The sequence below is a fragment of the Novisyntrophococcus fermenticellae genome, from assembly GCF_018866245.1.
GTDB classification, from domain to species: Bacteria; Bacillota; Clostridia; order Lachnospirales; family Lachnospiraceae; genus Novisyntrophococcus; species Novisyntrophococcus fermenticellae.
In genome coordinates this window covers 1583474-1603512 of the sequence record NZ_CP076458.1, presented here as the reverse complement: position 1 = coordinate 1603512, position 20039 = coordinate 1583474, and the positions used below count along the sequence as shown (strand labels likewise).

Sequence of the window (20039 nt, the reverse complement as noted above, 5' to 3'; positions counted from 1 at the left end):
CTTACTCTCTCCTCCGTTTTACTTATCTGCTTTCCGTCCCATACACCTCAATTTGGCTCAAGGCAGGAAATGGAGATGCATCCTCAGCTTTTATCAAACTATGTAACTTCACCCAGGTAATCTGTTTCTTTTTAAAGGATATACGATGAGGTTTCTCACTTTTTTCTAAATCCCACTTTATAAAAGAGCCATCGGAAAAACTTAATGTGACCTGTTTCCACCAGCTGTCATGGGGAAAATCTGCTCTTGTATAAAGTACAACTGTATCAGCCTCTACCGTTCTTCCAAATTCAACGGTCATCCATGCATCCTCCTGTCTGTTAATTCCCCAGGATTCATAAGGCCACTTCCCATGAGAGCGATTCTCTGTGACCCCATCAATGGCATTTCTTGCTGCAAATACAGATTCTCCCCTCGTCTCTACGTTGGCCCATGCATGTGGATAACAATTGGTTTCTCCATGTTGGTCCATTACATTAAAAGCCAGATTTTTATACCCACGAATTTCTGCTTCCTTAGCCACTCTGGCAGTTATCATATGACGGTTTCCTGTAAATACTTTTGGAGAATAGCTGATCCTTTTCTCACCGAAAGGTATTGTATAGGTAACTGCTCCTGTTACATAAGTAAAGGCTTTCCCAAGGGCATCATCCATCTGGAGCATCAGATATGCATCTTTTTGAGAGAGCCCCAGTTCGATGTGGTCTCCTTCTTTATATTCTTTTGTGTATACAAGGGACACTTCATCTTCACCCTGTTCTAAAGCCAAAATCTTATTATGAACATCTAAAACTCTTAATGTTAAGACCATAATTCCTCCTACTTCGGCTGCTTTCCAATATATGCGAGAATTCCACCATCTACATAGAGAATATGGCCATTGATAAAATCAGAAGCACCCGAAGCAAGAAATACAGCCGGACCCTGCAGATCCTCAACTTCTCCCCAGCGGGCTGCCGGAGTCTTGCCTATAATGAACTGGTCAAATGGGTGTTTTGACCCATCTGACTGCACTTCTCTTAAGGGTGCTGTCTGCGGCGTCGCAATGTATCCGGGCCCAATCCCGTTACACTGTATATTAAATTCGCCATACTCCGATGCAATATTCTTTGTCAGCATCTTGAGCCCACCTTTTGCAGCTGCATATGCAGAAACAGTTTCTCTCCCTAATTCGCTCATCATAGAGCAGATATTGATAATCTTGCCATGTCCTTTTTTCAGCATGCCTGGTATGACTGCTTTTGACACTATGAAAGGAGCATTTAAGTCAACGTCTATCACCTGCCGGAATTCCTCTGTGCTCATGTCGGTCATGGGTATCCTCTTGATGATACCTGCATTATTCACAAGAATATCAATTGTCCCCAGTTCCTTTTCAATATTTGCAACCATATCTACGACCTGCTTTTCATCTGTCACATCGCAGATATACCCTTTTGCTTCAATCCCTTTCTGGTTATAGTTTTTCATCGCAATATCCATATGCTCCTGGCTTCTACAGTTAAAAGCAACCCTGGCTCCTGCTGATGCATAAGCCTCTGCAATGGCAAACCCAATTCCATAAGCTGCCCCTGTAACTAATGCCACTTTTCCTTCCAGTGAGAAACTATCCAAAATCTTCATAATGACTCCTCCTCAATCGGCTCAATGTATACGCATAGGTTCTCATGCTACTTTAAATCGCCCATGGCAATAAAATCCTGATCATTATAATCCTGATTTTCTCCAACCATCCCCCAGATAAACGTATATGCTTTTGTTCCGCAGCCGGAATGAATAGACCAGCTTGGGGATATGACTGCTTCTTCATTTCTCATGACAATGTGCCTTGTTTCATCTGGTTCTCCCATATAATGCATCACAAAAGCCTCTTCGTCCATATCAAAGTACATATACACTTCCATCCTTCTTTCATGCGTATGGCACGGCATGGTATTCCAGACGCTTCCCGGTTCCAGCTTTGTCATACCCATCTCCAGCTGACAGCTTTCCACCTGCCCCGGAAGTATATATTTACAGATGGTCCTGTGATTGGATTCCTCTAAGCTGCCCAATTCCACTTTATTGGCGCCTTTCACAATCACTACATCCTCTGCCTCTTCACCTTCCGGCTTAATCAGAACCGTCTTATAGGTTTTATGCGCCGGGGCTGAATTTATATAAAACTTTGCAGGATTGTTTATATCTTCGCTGGCAAAGGTAATTTCCTTAGCGCCCATTCCGATATACATACCCTCTCTGTTCTCTACGATATACAATTTTCCGTCAATGATAATACTGCCTTTTCCCCCAATGTTAATAACGCCCATTTCTCTTCTCTGAAGGAAATATTCTGCCTTCAGTTCCTCTCCGGCTGTTAACTGAATCGGTGCCTCCGGCACTGCCCCACCTATAATAATACGGTCATTGTGGCTATACACAAATTTAATTTCCCCGGGCAAAAAAAGCTTCTGGATCAAAAATTCCTCTCTAAGCCTGTCTGTAGTATAATGCTTTACATCTTTTGGGGATGTTGCTGTTCTTATCTCCAAAATATATACCTCCCTTTTTGATTTTAAACTTATAAGTGTCATTCTTAGTATATCATTCTATATTTTATATTTCTTATCATTTATTCCATAAAACATTGCAAATTGTGAACAATTCTTTTATACTTATAGTACTTGCCTGAAAATATGTGGAAAGGATACTGCTATGAAAGAACTGTCAAATTGTAAAACTTCCATAAAAAATGCAATTGAGGGAAATTACTTTGCCATCGCTCACCTATATAAAGAAGAAAAAGTCATGAATATGCATATCCATGATTGCTATGAAGTTTATTATTCTGTTTTTGGCGGAAAGCAATTTCTTATTGATAATAAGTTCTATTCTATTAACCCCGGAGATGCTTTTGTGATTAATCAGTATGAAAGCCATTATATATCCCAGGTTGAAAAAGAAGTGCATGAAAGAATTGTAATATCCATACATCCTGATTTTATTAAAAAAATTTCTACTAAGACTACGGATTTAAGTGATTGTTTTACAAAACGGGAAAAAGGGTTCAGCCATAAGATATCTTTGGATAAAGAGGCTCAGCAGCGTTTTTTATACTATATTAATAAAATCACTTCAGCAAACGGCTACGGAAGCGATCTTATTGAACGGACTGCCTTTACAGAATTAATGCTTTTATTAAATAATGGATATTTGGTAAAGCATGAAGAGGCGGCCAAAATGGTCAGTATAAAATACAATAAGCAGGTAGATGACATTATTAACTATATTAATCAGAACTTGCAGGAGGATATTTCGCTGGAGGGTATCTCATCTCAATTTTATATCAGTACTTCCTATATCTGCAGGATATTTAAATCTTCAACAGGTATGACCATTAATAAATATATCACTGCCAGAAGAATCAGTATAGCCAAGTCACTATTAGCGGAGGGCCTTAGTGTGAATGAAGTTTGTGGGCAGTGTGGATACAATAATTACAGTAATTTTGTAAAGGCATTTACAAAAACAGTTGGCATATCCCCTAAGAAATATGCCAACTTAAGTTTAAGCTGATGATATCAGAATTAAAAAGCCAAATATTCACATTTCTCTTAAATAATCTGCACACCAGAATATCACTTCACCAATCCTGTAAAGTTCTGACTCCTTACTTACGGTACGCCAAAGCATCTTATATCTGTAATACCACTCTTCCAGTTTTCTGGCAGTTTCAAGTGAAGATTCTTTCAGGTCTTTTCTCAGGTTTTTTTTCGTCTCGAGAATAAGCACTCCAATCTGATTGAGTAGCCGCATGCCTTCTGCTGCAATTAAAAAGGACGGAACCATAGTTCTGGTTTTCGTATCCATAGAAGAGATACTACTGGTCAATTCGCAGATGCAGTCATCTATGATATGATTTTTTTCTCCGGAGGTTTTGATTATCTCCTCCCGGCGATTCCAGAATTCCGTACGTTTTTCTTTGGAAGCCATATGAAAGCGTTCCTTCCAATATACCAGATCCGGCCATCCAAAGCTCTGCTGCTTACTTAAGGTTCCCAGAATTCCGACAATATTTTCGGATTCATCCCGGTACGCTACTCTGGAAATTTCTTTATTCATCTCTTCATAAGCAGGAAATGCACCGTAATTCCAGGAGGCGGCAGCTCCATAGATGATTCCCGGTATGCTGAATTCCGGATGATTAATGTGTCCAAAGTCCCCCCAGTCCGTATTCAGCACACCTGCTGCATGGTATTTCATTGCATAGCTGCACATACGGCTGATATTACTGTAAGCGCCCTCCATCAGATTCAGCAGCTGGTTCCAGCCACTCACACCCGGACACACATACTGGGCCACATCATGTTCTGCGTAGGTTTTTGTGGAATCCTCTGTCTGCAGGGGCGAATATCCCCAGTTTAAGCAGATGGTTCCTTCGGGCAGGTTTTGTACAAGCTCGGGGAATTGGAGCATGACATCTCCCCATAACAAAGGTGTATAGCCCTGCTCTGCCACGAAGGCGCACAGCTTTCCTGCATACTCCATATAAAGTGCAGGCACTCCTTCCTTCTCCGCTCTCTTCCGGTTTTTATCTTTTCCGAGATCAAAGGTTTCATCTGCCCCGATGTTAAACTTCTTAGAAGAAAACAAAGGCATGTATTCCGACAGCAGCTCCCTGATCAGTTCAAAACCTTCTTCACTGGAAACATCGATTGTGTGATGCTCCATCCTGCTTACGAAGCCAAAGGGTTCCTGCCCTGCATCACTTCTTTCGCTTAGATGCCGAAACTGCCTGGTACATAACAGTTTATACAGATGTCCGAAAGAAGACAGGGACGGAACCAGCTCAATCCCTCTTACAGCACAGTATTGATCCAGTTCCATAATCTCCTCACCCGTAAGCGGTGTATCGTCTCTCCATACTTCACTTAAACTTTCGAACAGAAAGCTATGTTCTATGTATAACTGCATCTGATTAATTTTATAATAGCTAAGCGTATCGGCAAGCTTTTCCAGCCAGTTTAAAGTAGGTACCCTTCCTCTGGTAACATCATGGTAAAATCCCCTGACAGGCATGTCAGGATAATCGTTGATGGAAAGACAGGGAAGCATTCCTCCCTCCTGAGACAGAATCTGCCTCAAGGTCTGTATCCCATAAAGAATTCCCTGTGTACTTCCGCCCGTAATTCGAATCTCTTCTTTCCGGATATCCAGCATATACTGTTCTTCCTTCAGTTTTTTATCCTGTGACAGAAAAATCGGCCCTTTCCCTTTCCCACGTGAAATATTGTAAACAAACCCTGTGTTATCTATCAGGTCTTCCTGAAGTATTCGCGCCAGTTCATAGACCTCCCCCGCACATTCCGTATCAATCAAAATATTCCCAAAATAAGGAAGGCAGCATCTTTCCTCACTGATTTCCAGATTCTGTGGTCTTGGAATTATGTACATTGTTGGTACCTCCATTTATATTTATGGACAGTATACCATAGATTCCTTTCTCATTACCAGATCATTTTTTTACATACAAAGGCTGCGTACTCATTCATACGCAGCCTCTGCTTACCTTATTATGAATCCATGTCTGTTATGAATCGCGGCGGATATGGAAGGCATCGAATCCCGGATAAACTGCGGCAGTTCCCAATTCCTCTTCAATACGGAGTAATTGATTGTACTTAGCCACCCGCTCACTTCTGCTTGGCGCACCAGTCTTGATTTGTCCGGTATTCAGTGCTACTGCAAGATCAGCTATGGTTGTATCCTCGGTCTCACCGGAACGATGGGAAGCTATAGAGGTATATCCCGCCGCATGTGCCATCTTGATAGCTTCCAACGTCTCGGAGACAGATCCGATCTGATTTAGCTTAATCAGTATGGAATTAGCACAGCCCATATCAATTCCCTTTTTAAGGCGCTCTGTGTTGGTAACAAATAAATCATCACCTACAAGCTGTACTTTTCCTCCCAACTTTTCAGTCATCATCTGCCAGCCTTCCCAATCCTCTTCATCCAGGCCATCTTCGATGGAATAGATAGGATATTTGCTGCAAAGATCTGCCCAGTGTTCAACCAGTTCAGAAGAAGTAAATTTCTTTTTGCTCTTCGGCAGCAGATACTCTCCCTTTGCTGCTCCTTTCCATTCGCTGGAAGCTGCGTCAATAGCCAGTACAAAATCTTTTCCGGGTTCATATCCGGCCTTCTTTATTGCTTCAAGGATATATAGAATCGCCTCCTCATCACTGGCAAGATCCGGTGCGAATCCGCCCTCATCCCCTACGGAGGTTGCAAGTCCCTTGGATTTCAGAAGGGCAGCAAGTGTATGGAATACCTCCGTACACCAACGTAAACCTTCATGGAAACTTCCGGCACCGGCCGGCATGATCATAAATTCCTGAACATCTACTGTATTTGCAGCATGTGCACCGCCATTCAGGATATTCATCATCGGAACAGGTAATCTGTTTCCATTGATACCGCCTAAGAACCGGTAAAGCGGAATATCCAGAGAAATCGCTGCCGCTTTCGCACATGCGATGGAAACAGCCAGTATGGCATTTGCACCTAATTCGGATTTATCCTTTGTACCATCTGCCTGCATCATCGCGCCATCAATTCCGTAGATGTCGGATGCATCCATGCCTGCCAGAGTTTCATTTATAACGGTATTGATATTATGTACCGCCTTTGAAACTCCCTTGCCTCCAAAACGGCCTTTGTCACCATCGCGCAGCTCCAGTGCCTCAAACTCTCCGGTAGACGCTCCGCTTGGAGCCGCCCCTCTGGCTATTGTTCCGTCCGCCAGATGTACCTCCGCTTCAACCGTCGGATTTCCTCTCGAGTCAATGATCTCCCGTCCAATTATTTTTTCAATTGATAAATAGTCCATAATCTAACGCTTCCTTTCATCTGAATTTCGTGTTATTTATTACACTGTTGTTTTGTATCTGCAGGTTTTAAACAAGATTAGTTAGCATTAACTAATTTACTTATATTCTACCAGATTTTATCTCAAATATCAATATCTGGCAGCTAAAAATATAATTTAAAAAAACAGGAAAAATCCCCACTTCGAAGATTCAATTCCTGTTTCGGTATGATTATGAATTTTTCATTACTACCATCTGTACGATATCAGCTGTGTCCTCACATTTGTCTATACACTTTTCGATATATCCGAAGATATCTCTCCATGCGATCACTTCCAGCGGATTGGTACAGTTCTTGTGCAGGTCGTACATGCTTTTGATATATAACCTGTCGCCTTCTTCCTCCAGATCATTAATCTTAATTATGTTCTGGTTCAGTTTATTTGAATGCTTAAAATCTGCAAATTCTTCCATGATAATAATTAAAGTTTCACAGCATGCAATTGCAACCTTGACCATTTCGATGGCTGTCGGACGGATTTCCGGAACCTGGCAGACATAGATATGCATCAGCACATCCTCTATAGAGTCGGTGATATCATCAATTTTACCGCTTAGCTCCACAATATCTTCCCGCTCAATCGGAGTAATAAAGGCCTTCGTTAAAACCCGGGTGATTTCATGCTTTTTTGTATCTCCTTCATGTTCCAGTTCATGAAGCTGATCCATCTGGTCTTTCACTGTATCTATATGATAATCAACCAGTACCTGTTCCAGAAACTTTGCTGCGCGGCAGGCACAGTCTACACAATCCCTGAAGCCGTCAAAATAAACCATATCGCTTTTTTTCATAATGTTTTATCCTTTCACAATGAAACAATCTTTGATTACGCAATGGCCATCAGAATTTTTGCCATAAGAAATCCGATAAAACCACACCCCGGAAATGTAAGAACCCAGGTAAGAACCATGTCAACTACAACATTTAAATTAATCGCAGACAGGCGCTTCACAGCTCCTACACCCATAATTGCCGTGGTTTTTGTATGCGTAGTGCTGACCGGTATCCCAAACAACGTAGAGAGCAGGAGGCAGAAGGTAGCCGCAACATCTGCGGAAAATCCCTGATACTTTTCCAGCTTTACCATATCCATACCCACGGATTTTATGATTTTCTTTCCCCCTATGGAAGTTCCAATTCCCATAACGGCAGAACACAACAGCATCATCCATACCGGAAGCACGACACCCGTAGTAGTATCCTGTCCATTGGCGAGGAAGACGCCCAGCAGCATAACTCCCATGAACTTTTGTCCATCCTGTGCCCCATGCATAAAAGACATCGCAGCACCACCTGCGATCTGGGCCCAGGTAAACGGACCATCGGTAGAGCGCCTGTCCATATTCCGGCAGATGCGTACAGTTGTCTTGCATACAAAGAAGCCACTGAAGAATCCCAGTACTGTTGAGAGAACCAATCCGTAGATGACCTTAATCCACTCATCAAAATTAATGCCAGAAATACCGCCCTGTAAAGCAATAGCAGCTCCGGACAGTCCGGCGATCAGGGCATGGCTTTCACTCGTGGGAATTCCGAAATACCAGGCTGCTACAGCCCAGATCACAATTGCTGCCATTGCAGCGCATAAAGCCACAAGTGCATTCTCGTTATTTCCTCCGAAGTTAACCATATTCTTAATTGTCATGGCTACGGTCGAATTAATCATCGACATGATAAAAACACCGAAGAAATTGAATACTGCCGACATGATGATTGCCTGTTTCGCACCCATGCACCGGGTAACGACACAAGTTGCAATTGCATTCGGCGCATCTGTCCATCCATTGACAAAGATGACACCAAGCGTCAGTGCGATTGCGATAAACAGCACGGGACTGCTCATCATCTGACTGATAAAACCTGAAAATGTAATATCCATACGTACTTTTTCCCAGCCCTTACGGGCCCTCCTTCTTTTGCGTATATTTAGAAAAATATACTGGATGAGGCACAAAAAAAACGGTCTCCCCGCTTCTCATTAATCAATAGGCCTTCTTTGAAATCTTAGCACAGGACTATTTTATTGTCAATCTTTTTCAAAATGCTTTTACTATAAAAGCAGTTGACAGATTCCGACTGTAATGCTAGTATTTTTTTAGAATAAATACATAGAAAAGAGGGTATTTGTGTGATTACGAATAGCAGAAAAAAGACATATGACATGGTTTATGTGGCATTATTTACAGTTTTAATTATTATATGTTCCTGGATTTCCATACCCTATGTAGTTCCATTCACACTGCAGACTTTTGCAATATTTCTGACCTTTGGCGTACTTGGGGGAAAGCGTGCAGCATGCTCCGTAGGTGTCTATATACTTCTTGGGCTTATCGGTATTCCGGTTTTCTCCAATTTTACCGGCGGAATCGGAGCACTTGCAGGAACCACAGGCGGCTATATCACGGGCTTTCTTTTCTCTGCTTTAGTTATGTGGGCGATGGAATCACTTCTTGGAAAAAAACTCTGGGCCGCAGCTGTTTCCATGTTTCTTGGACTGCTTGTCTGCTATGCATTTGGAACCGCCTGGTTTATGGTTGTCTATACGCAAAGCAAAGGGCCGGTAGCCCTGGGAACCGTACTGGGATGGTGCGTGGTTCCCTTTATCATACCGGATACTCTTAAGATTATTCTGGCCCTGGTTCTGCGCGGACGCCTTACAAAAGCATTTGACCGCATTGCTTAGAGCTCTGTTTCTTTTTTATAGCAGGTCAGGGCAAGCTGATACGCTTCGGTATATGAGATTTTGTATTGTCTGCTGAGGCAGGCAATACTTTCATATTCAGGATAAACTTTTGACTGCTCTCCTGCTCTACATATCTTATATCTCAGCTTTCCAAAGGATGTTTCAAGAGTTTTTAATTCCCGTTTCAGTACCGAACGCTGCATCTCTACCCGCCGGATTCCGATTGTGGTTGTGTTCGCAAAGATAATCTGTTCCATCTTTTGTGTATCTGTAACGGAGCAGATCACGTTCAGTTGATATGCCGGCCGGTTCTTCTTCATATAAACCGGTGTATAGTGAACATCCCTGGCACCTGCTTCAAACAGGTAATCCATGGTCAGCCCCAAAGCTTCTCCACTACAATCATCGATATTACATTCCAGTTTACAGATCACATCCTTCTCTTCTGATTCTTTTTCCGGCAGATCTTCTCCCAGCAGAATTCCACGCAGTAACCCGGGTCCCTCATACTGACGTTTCCCGGCGCCTAACCCTGTCCTTTCTATCATAAACCTGTCCGGCAGCCTGTCTGAAGTACGTATAGCCGCCACAATTGCAGCCCCTGTAGGTGTTATGAGTTCCCCTTCTATGCCTGTAATTTTAATCGGAAGTCTGTGCGCAGCAACTATATTCGCCACAGCCGGTACCGGAATGGGTAATATCCCATGCTGGCAGCGGACAGTACCCCTGCCCTCATATAAAACAGGAACAATCACCTCGGTAATGTCCAGATTATCCAGACAAACAGCCACAGATAGAATATCCACAATGGAATCCACGGCACCCACTTCATGAAAATGGACCTCTTCTACAGGAACACCATGAGCCTCGGCCTCGGCCTTGGCCAAAATCTCAAAAATCCTGGAGGCTGTTCCTTTGGCACGGTCTGTCATATCGCATGCATGGATAATCTCCAGAATTTCCGGCAATCCCCGGTGTTCATGATGATGTGTTTGTATCTTATGTCCGTGTGAATCATGTCCGTGAAGATACTCCATGTTATGATCCTGATTTTCATGCTCCTTATCCAGATTTACCGCGAAGTCGCAGGCATCCAGACCGGACTTCACCACTCTGCTGATTCTGGTATCATACCCTTTTACCGGAAGGCTTTTCAGCGTCCTTTCAAGCACGCACTCGTCAGCTCCTAAATCCAGAAGTGCAGCCACCGTCATATCTCCGCTGATTCCTGAATAGCATTCCAAATATAATGTTCTGCTCATTCCCGAACCCCCAGTCTGTTAATCTGTGTCGCTATGTAGCCTGCTCCATAGCCGTTATCTATGTTTACAACTGCAATTCCATTTGCACAGGAATTTATCATAGTCAAAAGGGCGGAAAGCCCTTTCATACTGGCACCATAGCCGATTGAGGTAGGTACAGCAATCACCGGCACTTCCACAAGTCCTCCAAGCACACTTGCAAGTGCCCCTTCCATGCCGGCCACAGCCACCACACAATTGGCATCCTGAATTTTATCGAGCCTGGAAAACAGCCTGTGGATGCCGCTGACACCCACATCATAGGTCCGCTCCACATAGGCCCCAAAGTATTCGGCTGTCTGTGCAGCCTCTTCCGCCACTGGGATATCGGCTGTTCCGGCTGTGCAGACTGCAATCTTTCCTATTTTCTTTTTACCGCTTTTCTCTATTTTGATAATATGAGATAAGGGATCATATTCCGATTCGGAATAGTGCTTTTTTATGAACGCATATTGTTCCGGAGTTGCCCTTGTACCGAATACCTCTCCCTCTTCTTCATATAGCTTTTTAAAGATATTTAACAGATGCTCATCTGTTTTTCCACTGCAGTATATCACTTCTGCAAAGCCGGTCCGTGCTTTTCTGTTCATATCGAGCTTTGCGTAGCCCATCTCTTCAAAAGACCTGCTCTTTATCCTCTTCTCCGCATCTTCCACCGATAATCCGCCGGATTTTACCTGATTTAATATTTCCTGAATTTCCATACTTCATCCTCTTCTCTGCTGCGTCTTTAAGAAAATCGTTCTATTAATACTTTAAACTTAAGATACAGGCTAAGTCAAGAACTTTATTCCAGCGAATTCACCGCAGATTCTAATTGTTTCAATGCTTTTTCCAATATGCTTCTGGGGCAGGCGGCATTGATCCGTTCAAATCCCTCTCCTGTTTTTCCAAACATGGCACCGCTGTCCAGCCAAAGACCGGCTTTTTGAACTATCAGATGCTCCAGTTCTTCTTCCGTCAGCTTCAGATCCTTAAAGTCAAGCCATACAAGATAAGTGCCTTCCGGCGGGGTCATATGGATCCGGGGCAGATGTTCTTCGAGGTAGGCCTGTATATATTCCAGATTTCCTTTCAGATATTCCATCAACTCCTGATACCATTCCATTCCATCCCGGTATGCAGCTTCGCAGGCCACAAGGCCCAGAAGATTTAACTGGCTATATCCGGAGGCCGCTATCCTCGCTTTGAATTTTTTTCTTAAGTCCGGGTTGGGAATCAGTATGTTGGAAACCTGCAGGCCGGCCAGATTAAAGGTTTTGCTGGGTGATGTACAGGTGATGGTGCGCATTTTAAGTTCTTCGCTTATATTTGCAAAAACCTGATGTCTTCCTGAAAAAACAAAATCTGCGTGAATCTCATCACTGACAATGATTACATCATGGTGTGTGCAGATATTTCCCAATCGCTCCAGTTCCTCTTTTGTCCAGACCCGGCCTACAGGATTATGAGGACTGCAAAGCAGGAATAATTTGACCTTATTCTCAATGATTTGCCGTTCAAACTCATCCAGATTCATATGATATCTTCCGGATTCATCCTGAATAAGTGTATTATCAATTACCTTCCGGTTATTATCCGCGATGACTTCCTGAAACGGGTAATAAACCGGTTGTTGTATGATAACGCCGTCTCCCGCATTGGTATATGCCTGAACAGCCATAGCCAGTGCAAAAACCACACCGGGTGTTTTTACCAGCCATTTTCTTTCAATCTCCCATCCATGCCTGTCTGCCATCCAGCCTTTCAGGGCATCAAAGTAACTATCCTTAGCCTCGCTGTAACCAAAGATCCCATGAGCGGTACGCTTTTGAATGGTCTCCACGATTTCCGGAGCCGTCTGAAAATCCATATCAGCAATCCAGAAAGAGAGCAGGCCTTCTGGTTTTTTTCGCTGCAATGCAAAATCATATTTTAGGCAATTGGTATTTTTTCTGTCTATTATTCCATCAAAGTTCATACGTATTCCTCTTATTTCATTGTAATCATCCGGGATATGAAGCAAATACCTGATCCAGATCAGCAATTAAATCCCGGACATCCTCGATTCCCACGGATAATCTTAAGATTTTGTCCGTGATTCCATTGGCTGTAAGCATCCCCCTTGGTACATCTGCATGCGTCTGCGTAATCGGATAGGTAATTAATGACTCCACTCCGCCAAGGCTTTCTGCAAACTGTATCAACTTCAGATTATCCAGAATATGGGCTGCCAGTTCCTGTGACTCAACCTCGAATGTGACCATGCACCCAAAGCCACTGGCCTGTTTTTTACATATCTCGTATCCGGGATTTTCCGGAAGCCCCGGATAATATACCTTACAGATTTTCTTTTCTTTCTGTAACCAGTTCACGATGGCGCATGCATTCTCCTGTGCTTTTTCCATCCGAAGAGAAAGTGTCTTTATACCTCTTAAAATAAGCCAGCAGTCAAAAGGTGCCAGACCTGTGCCATTTGTCTTAATCAGAAACCTCAGTTTTTCGGCAACGTCTTCCGATGCAGTGACAAGAAAACCTGCCAGTGTATCATTATGCCCACCCAGATATTTTGTGCCGCTATGCACCACGATATCCGCACCCAAGAGCAGCGGATTCTGAAAACATGGAGACAGGAACGTATTATCAACGATAAGCAGCAGATTATGTTTATGGGCAATTTCAGCTGTCTTTTCGATGTCTATCACATGCATCATCGGATTCGTCGGTGTTTCGATGAAGATTGCTCTGGTATCGGGGGTAATCAGTGCTTCTACCGAAGCGGACGAAAGATCCGTACGGCCAAAGCGGATTCCGTTCTTGCTGCTGACATGATCAAACAGCCGGATACTTCCGCCATACAGGTCATTTTCAGCAATGATATGATCCCCCGGCCGAAAGAGCTCCATCAGCGTAGCAATTGCCGCCATACCACTGGAAAATGCCAGCGCATCAACCCCATGCTCCAAACAAGCGACTACTTTTTCAAGCTGTTCTCGGGTTGGATTCTGCAGTCTGCTGTAATCATATCCGGTACTCTTACCTAATCCTCTGTGCGCATAGGTTGCAGACTGATAAATTGGAAAACTGACTGCACCCGATTCGTCACAGGAACCTTCCCTTCCGCTTCCATGCACACATTTTGTCAAAAAATTGTATTCCATCCGCCTTTATACCTCACTGTAAATTTATTATTTTACAACTCCGCCTTCTACAACAAGACTTTCCGGATCGATGCTGTCACCATATACCGGTTTTAAGGTTTCTTCAAAATCTTTATGGAAAAACTGCTCATCTGCGAGCGATTTAATCTCATCGTTCAGCCAGTTAAGTAATTCTGTATTTCCTTTTTGAACTGCTGCTGCAATTGTATCAATATTGCCGATAGATTCTATACCTACCTTGAATCCCTTATTCTGCAGTGCCCAGGCAAGGACCTCTGTATTATCTGTTGAAAAAGCATCTCCTCTGCCATCCAGGAGCGCATCGTAAGCTTCCTGATATTCATCGAACTTGATAAGATTAATTTCCGGATAATTTTCAGAAAAGTAGGTCTCGGCTGTAGTTCCCTTCACTACAATCAGATTCTTACCTTCCAGCTGTTTTACATCGGTAATCAACGTATCTTCCGGTGATACAACACCTAAAGCAACCTTCATATAAGGAAGCGCGAAATCTACCTGCTCTTTTCTCTCATCTGTTACCGTGAAATTAGCCATCGTGATATCAACCTTGGCGGATTTCAGGTATTCTACACGGCTTGCAGCATCCAGATATACAAACTCTACTTTATCCTCGCTTCCAAGTAAGTCCTTTGCGATACGCTTTGCGAAATATACATCATAACCCTGAATTTCTCCATCGGCATCCACATACCCAAATGGGTTTTTATCGCTGAATACTCCGATTTTTATAGTACCGTCCTTTTTTATCTCATCTAAAGTACGTGCCTTTGCCGAAGCACCGGCTGCCGTACTCTCCTGTGCAGTGCTCCCGGAGGTAGATGTATCCTTCCCCGCACTGCTTCCGCAGCCTGTAAAAAGTCCTGCAATAAGTGTAAATGACAATAAGCCTCCTAAAATTGATTTCTTCATAATAATATCCTCCTGAATTATTTGTTTTATATATCTTGCTCAACCGTATCGTAATGAAACGTGTTGAGGAACTGCCTTGTACGTTTGGTTTTGGGATTATTAAAAAATTCTGCCGGATGATTTTCTTCTATCACTTCTCCATGATCCAGAAATAATACTCTGTCTGCCACCGCTTTCGCAAATTCCATCTCGTGTGTAACGATGACCATTGTCATACCCTCTTTGGCCAGTTCCAGTACAACCTGAAGAACCTCCCGCACCATCTCCGGGTCCAAAGCGGCGGTAATCTCATCCAGAAGAAGTATCTCCGGATTCATCAGCAATGCTCTTACAATCGCTACCCTTTGTTTCTGTCCGCCGGACAGCTGTCTCGGATATGCATCTTTCTTCTCAAGAAGTCCTACACGCTCCAACAGCTTCAATGCTTCCCGGGAGGCTTCCCCTTTGTCTCTCTTTTGCACCTTCGTCGGAGCAAGCAGGAGGTTTCCCATAATGGTCTTATGTGGGAACAGCTCATAGCTTTGGAACACCATACCTATTTTTTGCCTGATTTTTGCCGCATTTTTCCCATCTCTGCTGATAATCTGATTTTTAAACAAAATCCTCCCTGAATCGATGGGTTCCAGCATATTGAGGCATCTTAAGAATGTACTTTTCCCACATCCCGATGGCCCTACAATCACCACCACTTCCCCTTTATTCAGGGAAAATGAAAGATTGTTCAGAACCGGCTGTCCATTCTCATAGGATTTTACTAAATTCTCAACCTTTAATATCTGTTCTTCTTTTTTCATATTTTTCAATCCTTTAACCTTTTCTCTAAGATAGCTGAAACCCGGGAAAACGGATAACAAATCAGGAAATATAAGATAAAAATGGTACCATAAACCCATAGCGCCGCCTTTGGATTCGTATATCTGGAAGCATCTATAATCTGTTTTCCTGTCTTTACCACCTCTACGACGCCAATCAGAACCACCAGTGATGTTGTCTTTATCATCCTTGTCAGCAGATTGATTAAAGAAGGAATCAGGCGGCGTACGGTCTGGGGAATGATGATTGTCAGGTACACCTGTATTTTTGTCATTCCCAGAGCAAATCCACTTTCGTACTGATGCACCGGAATGGATATCAGTGCGCTGCGCACAAGATCTCCCATCTCAGCCGTTCCCCAGAAGGTAAATACAATAACGGCTGCCATATTACCGGAAAGGTTCAGACCCAGATGCTTTGCCGATCCGAAATAGACCAGAAACAGCAGTACAAGCTGTGGCATGATTCGTACGGTTTCCAAATATATACGACATATAAAGCGAATGATTTTATTTGTACTGGTCATGATCATACCCATAAGGATTCCAAGCACCATGGACAATCCCATGGATAGGACCGCAATTTTAAGCGATACCCATAATCCTCCCAGCAGCCTTAAGAAGTTAGTTCCCTGAAACAGTACTTGTATTCCCGAATCCTGCATAGCGAACCCTCCTTTCTATCCATGTACAGATCAATGAAATCGGCAGCAATATGACCAGATATGATATTACCAGCATAAAAAGTGCCTCATCCGTCTTATAGTAGATTCCGATCAGATCCTTTGCCACAAACATCAGATCTGCCAACGCCACAGCACTGAATACGGAGGTCTCCTTAATCAGAAAAATGATATTTGCACATAATACCGGAACCGAAGTGGCAATCGCCTGGGGCAGTATGATATGTAGGAATACCTGCCCTTTGGTTAGCCCAAGGCTGAGTCCGGATTCTGTTTGAATGACATCGACGTTGTCAATTCCGGTACGGAAGGCTTCTGCCATATAACTTCCTCCCAAAAACGCAAGTCCCACGATTGCACAGGCCTGTGAACTCAGCACAATTCCAAGTTTCGGCAATCCAAAATAGAGAAAAAAGAGTTGTATCAGAAGCGGTGTATTTCTGGAAAGCTCAATATAGAGATTCACAATTGATTTCAGTACGGGAATTTCCATTATTTTAATTATACTGCAGATAAGCCCAATGACAATCGATAACACAATCCCGATAAAGGATATGCCTAATGTCATCTTTGCAGCTTCCACATACATGGGATAATAGCTGCGAATAAATTCAAAATCCATGTTTTGTCTCCTTCTAAGCAAAAACTTGGGATATCACGTTCCCTATAATCCCTATCTGTTTTATAGGAATAGTATATGCATGAATTGGAACTTTGTCAATACCTTTTTTCTCTAAGATAAAAAAGATCAGACATAAGCTATCCGATCTTTTTTATAATCTCTTTATCCGGGCAGATTAATAGTCCTCAAGAAAATAATGTCTGATTCCATCCTTTTTAAATCCAATCACCGTATTGAGATTTACATTCTCCACACTTTTAAAGATATTGCTTTCAATACTGGGATTGCTTTCCTTTAGCTGCCGGATCAGATTTTTAATCTCCATTCTTTTTGAACCGGTACTTCCGTCCGCATTGCAGGTACTGCAGGTATCTGTAAAACGGCAGGCACACTGGATAAAGTAAAGCTCGTTATAATCCCTCCAATGCTTAATATCCTCTTCCCGGATCAGATACATCGGACGAATCAGCTCCATCCCCTCAAAATTTGTGCTGTGAAGCTTGGGCATCATGGTCTGTACCTGGGCACCATAGAGCATTCCCATCAGAATCGTCTCGATTACATCGTCGAAGTGATGTCCGAGTGCGATTTTATTGCAGCCCATTTCCCTTGCCTTATTGTATAAATAGCCGCGCCTCATTCTTGCGCAAAGATAACAGGGTGATTTCTCAACATGATAAACCGAATCAAAAATATTCGATTCAAAGATTGTTATCGGGATATTCAGCTTTTTTGCATTTTCTTCAATTACAATACGGTTCGTTTCATTATATCCCGGATCCATCACAAGAAAAGCCAATTCAAAAGGAAATTTATTGTGACGCTTTAATTCCTGAAACAGTTTTGCCATTAACATGGAGTCCTTTCCACCTGAGATACAGACGGCAATCTTATCTCCCTCCTGAATTAAATCATACGTGTTGATTGCTTTTGCAAATCTGCTGAATAAAGTCTTATGAAACTTCTTTCTTATACTCTTTTCTATCTCTTCACAATCTTTTTTCGGTTTCAAGGCGGTGCCTGTCCGGGTAATATCCCTGCGCAGCCATTCTCCATATCCACCGGAAAGACTGTAGCCGTCAAATCCTGCATTTCTAAGCTCTAAAGCGGCTTCTTTACTATAGATTCCTCTTGTACAATACAAGACTATCTTTTTATTCCGGGGCAAATCTGTGATGTTTTCTTCCAGACTTTCCCTCGGTATGTTCATGGCTTCCGGGATGGCCCCGTACAGATAGGTCTTATCATCCCTGATATCTATCAGAAGGTATTCTTCTTTTTTTAACCGGTCCATCTCATCGACCGTAATTACATACTTTTCATCCATTTACTTCTCCCCGGAATCAAAGCTGGCCAAGCAGACCTTTGATTCCTTCATCTCTGAATAATTGCTTATAATAACCTATTTCATTTTGTATCAATTCATCTATGACCTTCATACCCAATAATTCTACGGGCGCTTTATCATCTGTCAATAGATAGTTTCCCTTATCATACAATTCCATGGAAGCGGATATCTCCTGCATCAGGTCTTTTAAATCTCCGGCTTCAAGCTCGTTTATATGCTGATTGAAAGCGTTTTTTACATTCCCGCTGCCGGCAAAAAGTACCCTGTTGGTGGATCCGGCTACATCTACTGTATAAGATTCAGGAAACACCTCGGCAATTGTATCAGACAGATACGCATTGATATTTCCTTTTTCTTCCGAATGCATATTCATATTAACTACCATTACACCATTATCCTTCAGATGTTCCTTCACCATCGTAAAGAATTCCACGGATGACATCTGGAATGGTATTGTGATATCCTGATAGGCATCCACCATAATCACATCATACTTTTTGTCCACAGCCTGCAGATAGGCACGTCCGTCATAGGTGGTGACAGAAACGGACTTTGGCAATTCAAAATACTTATGAGCCAGGTTCGTGATCTTCTCATCAATTTCTACACCCTCGACATTTATTCCATCAAAGTACTTAAGACATTGTCTTGCGTAGGTTCCGGTGCCCATACCAAGTATCAGAAGATCTGAAGACCCCTTCTCTTTTGCCCCCGCCATCACAGGTGCAGCCAACGCATAGTCATAATACATGCCGGTCAGGGTATTCTGCTTCATCATAACCGACTGTACTCCGAAGAGTACGTTCGTGGAAAGTATCACACGGTCATCCATGTCCTTTACCTGAAGATAGTTATAAACGGACTCTTCCTCCGCCAGAAGATTTTTTTCCCAGAAAGCAAAGCTGTCAGAATAGCCAAATATACAGCAAATCAGGAAAAGCACAATGGCGGTTATGCCGGCGGCTTTTTTCGTCTTTTTACTGAAAAAGTAAAGAAGTCCCAAAGCCAGCAGAATTCCTGCAAATATCAAAAAAGTGATCGATGTCCCCACTGCCGGTATCGTAACAAAAGTGGGAACAAATGTACCGATAATACTTCCTATGGTATTAAATGCGCCTAATGTTCCGACCGTCTTTCCACTGTCATCCAAACTCTTCACCGTGTATCTGGCCAAAGAGGGGGTAACAGTTCCCAGAAGAAATAAAGGAAAGACAAAGATAACCATACATGCGATAAAGGCAGCCAAAATCAGGAAATTATTGTTGACAACCAGAATCAGAAGTGCAGAAATTCCCAGAATAATATAACGCCCCACCAAGGGAATAGCCGCAATCCATATTGCTGCCACAATAATCCGCATATAAAGTTTATCCGGATTCGGATTCTTATCCGCGCTTCTGCCTCCCCAAATATTACCTAAGGCCATGGCAATCATGATAGTTCCAATGATAATCGTCCATACAATCTGGGATGAACTGAAGTAAGGAGCCAGAAGGCGGCTGGCTCCCAATTCCACTGCCATGACAGACATACCTGCAAAAAACTCCGTCATATACAGATAATATTTATTCTTAAGGATGTTCCGTGTCTCCATACTTTTACTATTCT

Annotated in this window: 19 protein-coding genes; 2 read left to right on the top strand and 17 right to left on the bottom strand. The window is 42.8% G+C overall.

Translation table 11 applies throughout. The features are described from left to right. Positions 1 to 22 precede the first annotated feature (22 nt). From KNL20_RS07210 to kduI, 3 genes are read right to left on the bottom strand one after another with little or no spacing between them, the layout of a single operon-like run. Positions 23 to 811 carry a DUF7402 domain-containing protein gene (locus KNL20_RS07210; RefSeq protein ID WP_230399915.1) on the bottom strand — a complete coding sequence of 263 codons (789 nt, stop codon included), beginning with the start codon at positions 809 to 811 and terminating at the stop codon, positions 23 to 25. 8 nt (positions 812 to 819) lie between these two features. Beyond that, positions 820 to 1623: a gluconate 5-dehydrogenase gene (locus KNL20_RS07205; RefSeq protein ID WP_230399914.1), complete on the bottom strand. Its 804-nt coding sequence runs from the start codon at positions 1621 to 1623 to the stop codon at positions 820 to 822. Positions 1624 to 1670: 47 nt separating this feature from the next. Further along, on the bottom strand, positions 1671 to 2531 hold the full coding sequence (gene kduI / locus KNL20_RS07200; RefSeq protein ID WP_230399913.1) for a 5-dehydro-4-deoxy-D-glucuronate isomerase: 861 nt from the start codon (positions 2529 to 2531) through the stop codon (positions 1671 to 1673). Positions 2532 to 2694: 163 nt separating this feature from the next. On the opposite strand from kduI, the gene KNL20_RS07195 reads away from it, so the two are divergent. Next, complete coding sequence (locus KNL20_RS07195; RefSeq protein WP_230399912.1) at positions 2695 to 3555, top strand: AraC family transcriptional regulator; 861 nt, start codon at positions 2695 to 2697, stop codon at positions 3553 to 3555. A 27-nt stretch (positions 3556 to 3582) separates the two neighbouring features. Here KNL20_RS07195 and KNL20_RS07190 read toward each other — a convergent pair whose 3' ends face one another. From KNL20_RS07190 to KNL20_RS07175, 4 genes are all read right to left on the bottom strand, one after another. Further along, positions 3583 to 5433, bottom strand: a complete 1851-nt coding sequence (locus tag KNL20_RS07190) for a glycoside hydrolase family 20 zincin-like fold domain-containing protein (protein WP_230399911.1) — start codon at positions 5431 to 5433, stop codon at positions 3583 to 3585. Positions 5434 to 5569: 136 nt separating this feature from the next. Next, positions 5570 to 6871, bottom strand: a complete 1302-nt coding sequence (gene eno, locus KNL20_RS07185; protein WP_230399910.1) for a phosphopyruvate hydratase — start codon at positions 6869 to 6871, stop codon at positions 5570 to 5572. 211 nt (positions 6872 to 7082) lie between these two features. After that, a complete protein-coding gene (locus tag KNL20_RS07180; protein WP_230399909.1) occupies positions 7083 to 7703 on the bottom strand; it encodes a DUF47 domain-containing protein in 621 nt (206 codons plus the stop codon). A gap of 35 nt (positions 7704 to 7738) precedes the next feature. Continuing rightward, complete coding sequence (locus KNL20_RS07175) at positions 7739 to 8791, bottom strand: inorganic phosphate transporter (protein WP_230399908.1); 1053 nt, start codon at positions 8789 to 8791, stop codon at positions 7739 to 7741. Between the two features lie 249 nt (positions 8792 to 9040). On the opposite strand from KNL20_RS07175, the gene KNL20_RS07170 reads away from it, so the two are divergent. After that, positions 9041 to 9595, top strand: coding sequence for a biotin transporter BioY (locus tag KNL20_RS07170; RefSeq protein WP_331468352.1), 555 nt, complete (start codon positions 9041 to 9043; stop codon positions 9593 to 9595). On the opposite strand, the gene larC is transcribed toward KNL20_RS07170, so the two are convergent. The 10 genes from larC to KNL20_RS07120 all read right to left on the bottom strand — a co-directional run bounded on the left by larC (position 9592) and on the right by KNL20_RS07120 (position 20025). Beyond that, positions 9592 to 10857 carry a nickel pincer cofactor biosynthesis protein LarC gene (gene larC, locus KNL20_RS07165; protein ID WP_230399907.1) on the bottom strand — a complete coding sequence of 422 codons (1266 nt, stop codon included), beginning with the start codon at positions 10855 to 10857 and terminating at the stop codon, positions 9592 to 9594. The genes KNL20_RS07170 and larC overlap by 4 nt on opposite strands. Continuing rightward, entirely contained in the window at positions 10854 to 11600 is a 747-nt protein-coding gene (gene larB, locus KNL20_RS07160) for a nickel pincer cofactor biosynthesis protein LarB (protein ID WP_230399906.1), read from the bottom strand. Before larB ends, larC begins: the two co-directional genes overlap by 4 nt. A gap of 83 nt (positions 11601 to 11683) precedes the next feature. Then, positions 11684 to 12856 carry a MalY/PatB family protein gene (locus KNL20_RS07155; protein WP_331468351.1) on the bottom strand — a complete coding sequence of 391 codons (1173 nt, stop codon included), beginning with the start codon at positions 12854 to 12856 and terminating at the stop codon, positions 11684 to 11686. 25 nt (positions 12857 to 12881) lie between these two features. Next, complete coding sequence (locus KNL20_RS07150) at positions 12882 to 14036, bottom strand: trans-sulfuration enzyme family protein (RefSeq protein ID WP_230399905.1); 1155 nt, start codon at positions 14034 to 14036, stop codon at positions 12882 to 12884. Between the two features lie 27 nt (positions 14037 to 14063). Then, entirely contained in the window at positions 14064 to 14966 is a 903-nt protein-coding gene (locus KNL20_RS07145; RefSeq protein ID WP_230399904.1) for a cysteine ABC transporter substrate-binding protein, read from the bottom strand. A 26-nt stretch (positions 14967 to 14992) separates the two neighbouring features. Continuing rightward, a complete protein-coding gene (locus KNL20_RS07140; protein WP_329957511.1) occupies positions 14993 to 15760 on the bottom strand; it encodes an amino acid ABC transporter ATP-binding protein in 768 nt (255 codons plus the stop codon). A 5-nt stretch (positions 15761 to 15765) separates the two neighbouring features. Further along, positions 15766 to 16443 carry an amino acid ABC transporter permease gene (locus KNL20_RS07135; RefSeq protein ID WP_230399903.1) on the bottom strand — a complete coding sequence of 226 codons (678 nt, stop codon included), beginning with the start codon at positions 16441 to 16443 and terminating at the stop codon, positions 15766 to 15768. Next, positions 16403 to 17083 (bottom strand): amino acid ABC transporter permease, encoded by a 681-nt coding sequence (locus tag KNL20_RS07130; RefSeq protein WP_230399902.1) that lies wholly within the window; start codon positions 17081 to 17083, stop codon positions 16403 to 16405. The genes KNL20_RS07135 and KNL20_RS07130 overlap by 41 nt, the downstream gene beginning before the upstream one ends. A 175-nt stretch (positions 17084 to 17258) precedes the next feature. Further along, positions 17259 to 18410: an ATP-binding protein gene (locus KNL20_RS07125; protein ID WP_230399901.1), complete on the bottom strand. Its 1152-nt coding sequence runs from the start codon at positions 18408 to 18410 to the stop codon at positions 17259 to 17261. A 16-nt stretch (positions 18411 to 18426) separates the two neighbouring features. Continuing rightward, a complete protein-coding gene (locus tag KNL20_RS07120; protein WP_230399900.1) occupies positions 18427 to 20025 on the bottom strand; it encodes a spermidine synthase in 1599 nt (532 codons plus the stop codon). Between the last annotated feature and the right edge of the window lie 14 nt (positions 20026 to 20039).

Excerpts from the sequence above, each read along its gene's own strand:
- larB (WP_230399906.1), bottom strand. The coding sequence starts at position 11,600 with ATGGAAATTCAGGAAATATTAAATCAGGTAAAATCCGGCGGATTATCG.
- KNL20_RS07155 (WP_331468351.1), bottom strand. The coding sequence starts at position 12,856 with ATGAACTTTGATGGAATAATAGACAGAAAAAATACCAATTGCCTAAAA.
- larC (WP_230399907.1), bottom strand. The coding sequence starts at position 10,857 with ATGAGCAGAACATTATATTTGGAATGCTATTCAGGAATCAGCGGAGAT.
- KNL20_RS07175 (WP_230399908.1), bottom strand. The coding sequence starts at position 8,791 with ATGGATATTACATTTTCAGGTTTTATCAGTCAGATGATGAGCAGTCCC.
- KNL20_RS07180 (WP_230399909.1), bottom strand. The coding sequence starts at position 7,703 with ATGAAAAAAAGCGATATGGTTTATTTTGACGGCTTCAGGGATTGTGTA.
- KNL20_RS07210 (WP_230399915.1), bottom strand. The coding sequence starts at position 811 with ATGGTCTTAACATTAAGAGTTTTAGATGTTCATAATAAGATTTTGGCT.
- KNL20_RS07190 (WP_230399911.1), bottom strand. The coding sequence starts at position 5,433 with ATGTACATAATTCCAAGACCACAGAATCTGGAAATCAGTGAGGAAAGA.
- KNL20_RS07125 (WP_230399901.1), bottom strand. The coding sequence starts at position 18,410 with ATGGATGAAAAGTATGTAATTACGGTCGATGAGATGGACCGGTTAAAA.
- KNL20_RS07120 (WP_230399900.1), bottom strand. The coding sequence starts at position 20,025 with ATGGAGACACGGAACATCCTTAAGAATAAATATTATCTGTATATGACG.
- KNL20_RS07140 (WP_329957511.1), bottom strand. The coding sequence starts at position 15,760 with ATGAAAAAAGAAGAACAGATATTAAAGGTTGAGAATTTAGTAAAATCC.
- KNL20_RS07195 (WP_230399912.1), top strand. The coding sequence starts at position 2,695 with ATGAAAGAACTGTCAAATTGTAAAACTTCCATAAAAAATGCAATTGAG.
- KNL20_RS07150 (WP_230399905.1), bottom strand. The coding sequence starts at position 14,036 with ATGGAATACAATTTTTTGACAAAATGTGTGCATGGAAGCGGAAGGGAA.
- KNL20_RS07145 (WP_230399904.1), bottom strand. The coding sequence starts at position 14,966 with ATGAAGAAATCAATTTTAGGAGGCTTATTGTCATTTACACTTATTGCA.
- KNL20_RS07135 (WP_230399903.1), bottom strand. The coding sequence starts at position 16,443 with ATGCAGGATTCGGGAATACAAGTACTGTTTCAGGGAACTAACTTCTTA.
- KNL20_RS07205 (WP_230399914.1), bottom strand. The coding sequence starts at position 1,623 with ATGAAGATTTTGGATAGTTTCTCACTGGAAGGAAAAGTGGCATTAGTT.
- eno (WP_230399910.1), bottom strand. The coding sequence starts at position 6,871 with ATGGACTATTTATCAATTGAAAAAATAATTGGACGGGAGATCATTGAC.
- KNL20_RS07130 (WP_230399902.1), bottom strand. The coding sequence starts at position 17,083 with ATGGATTTTGAATTTATTCGCAGCTATTATCCCATGTATGTGGAAGCT.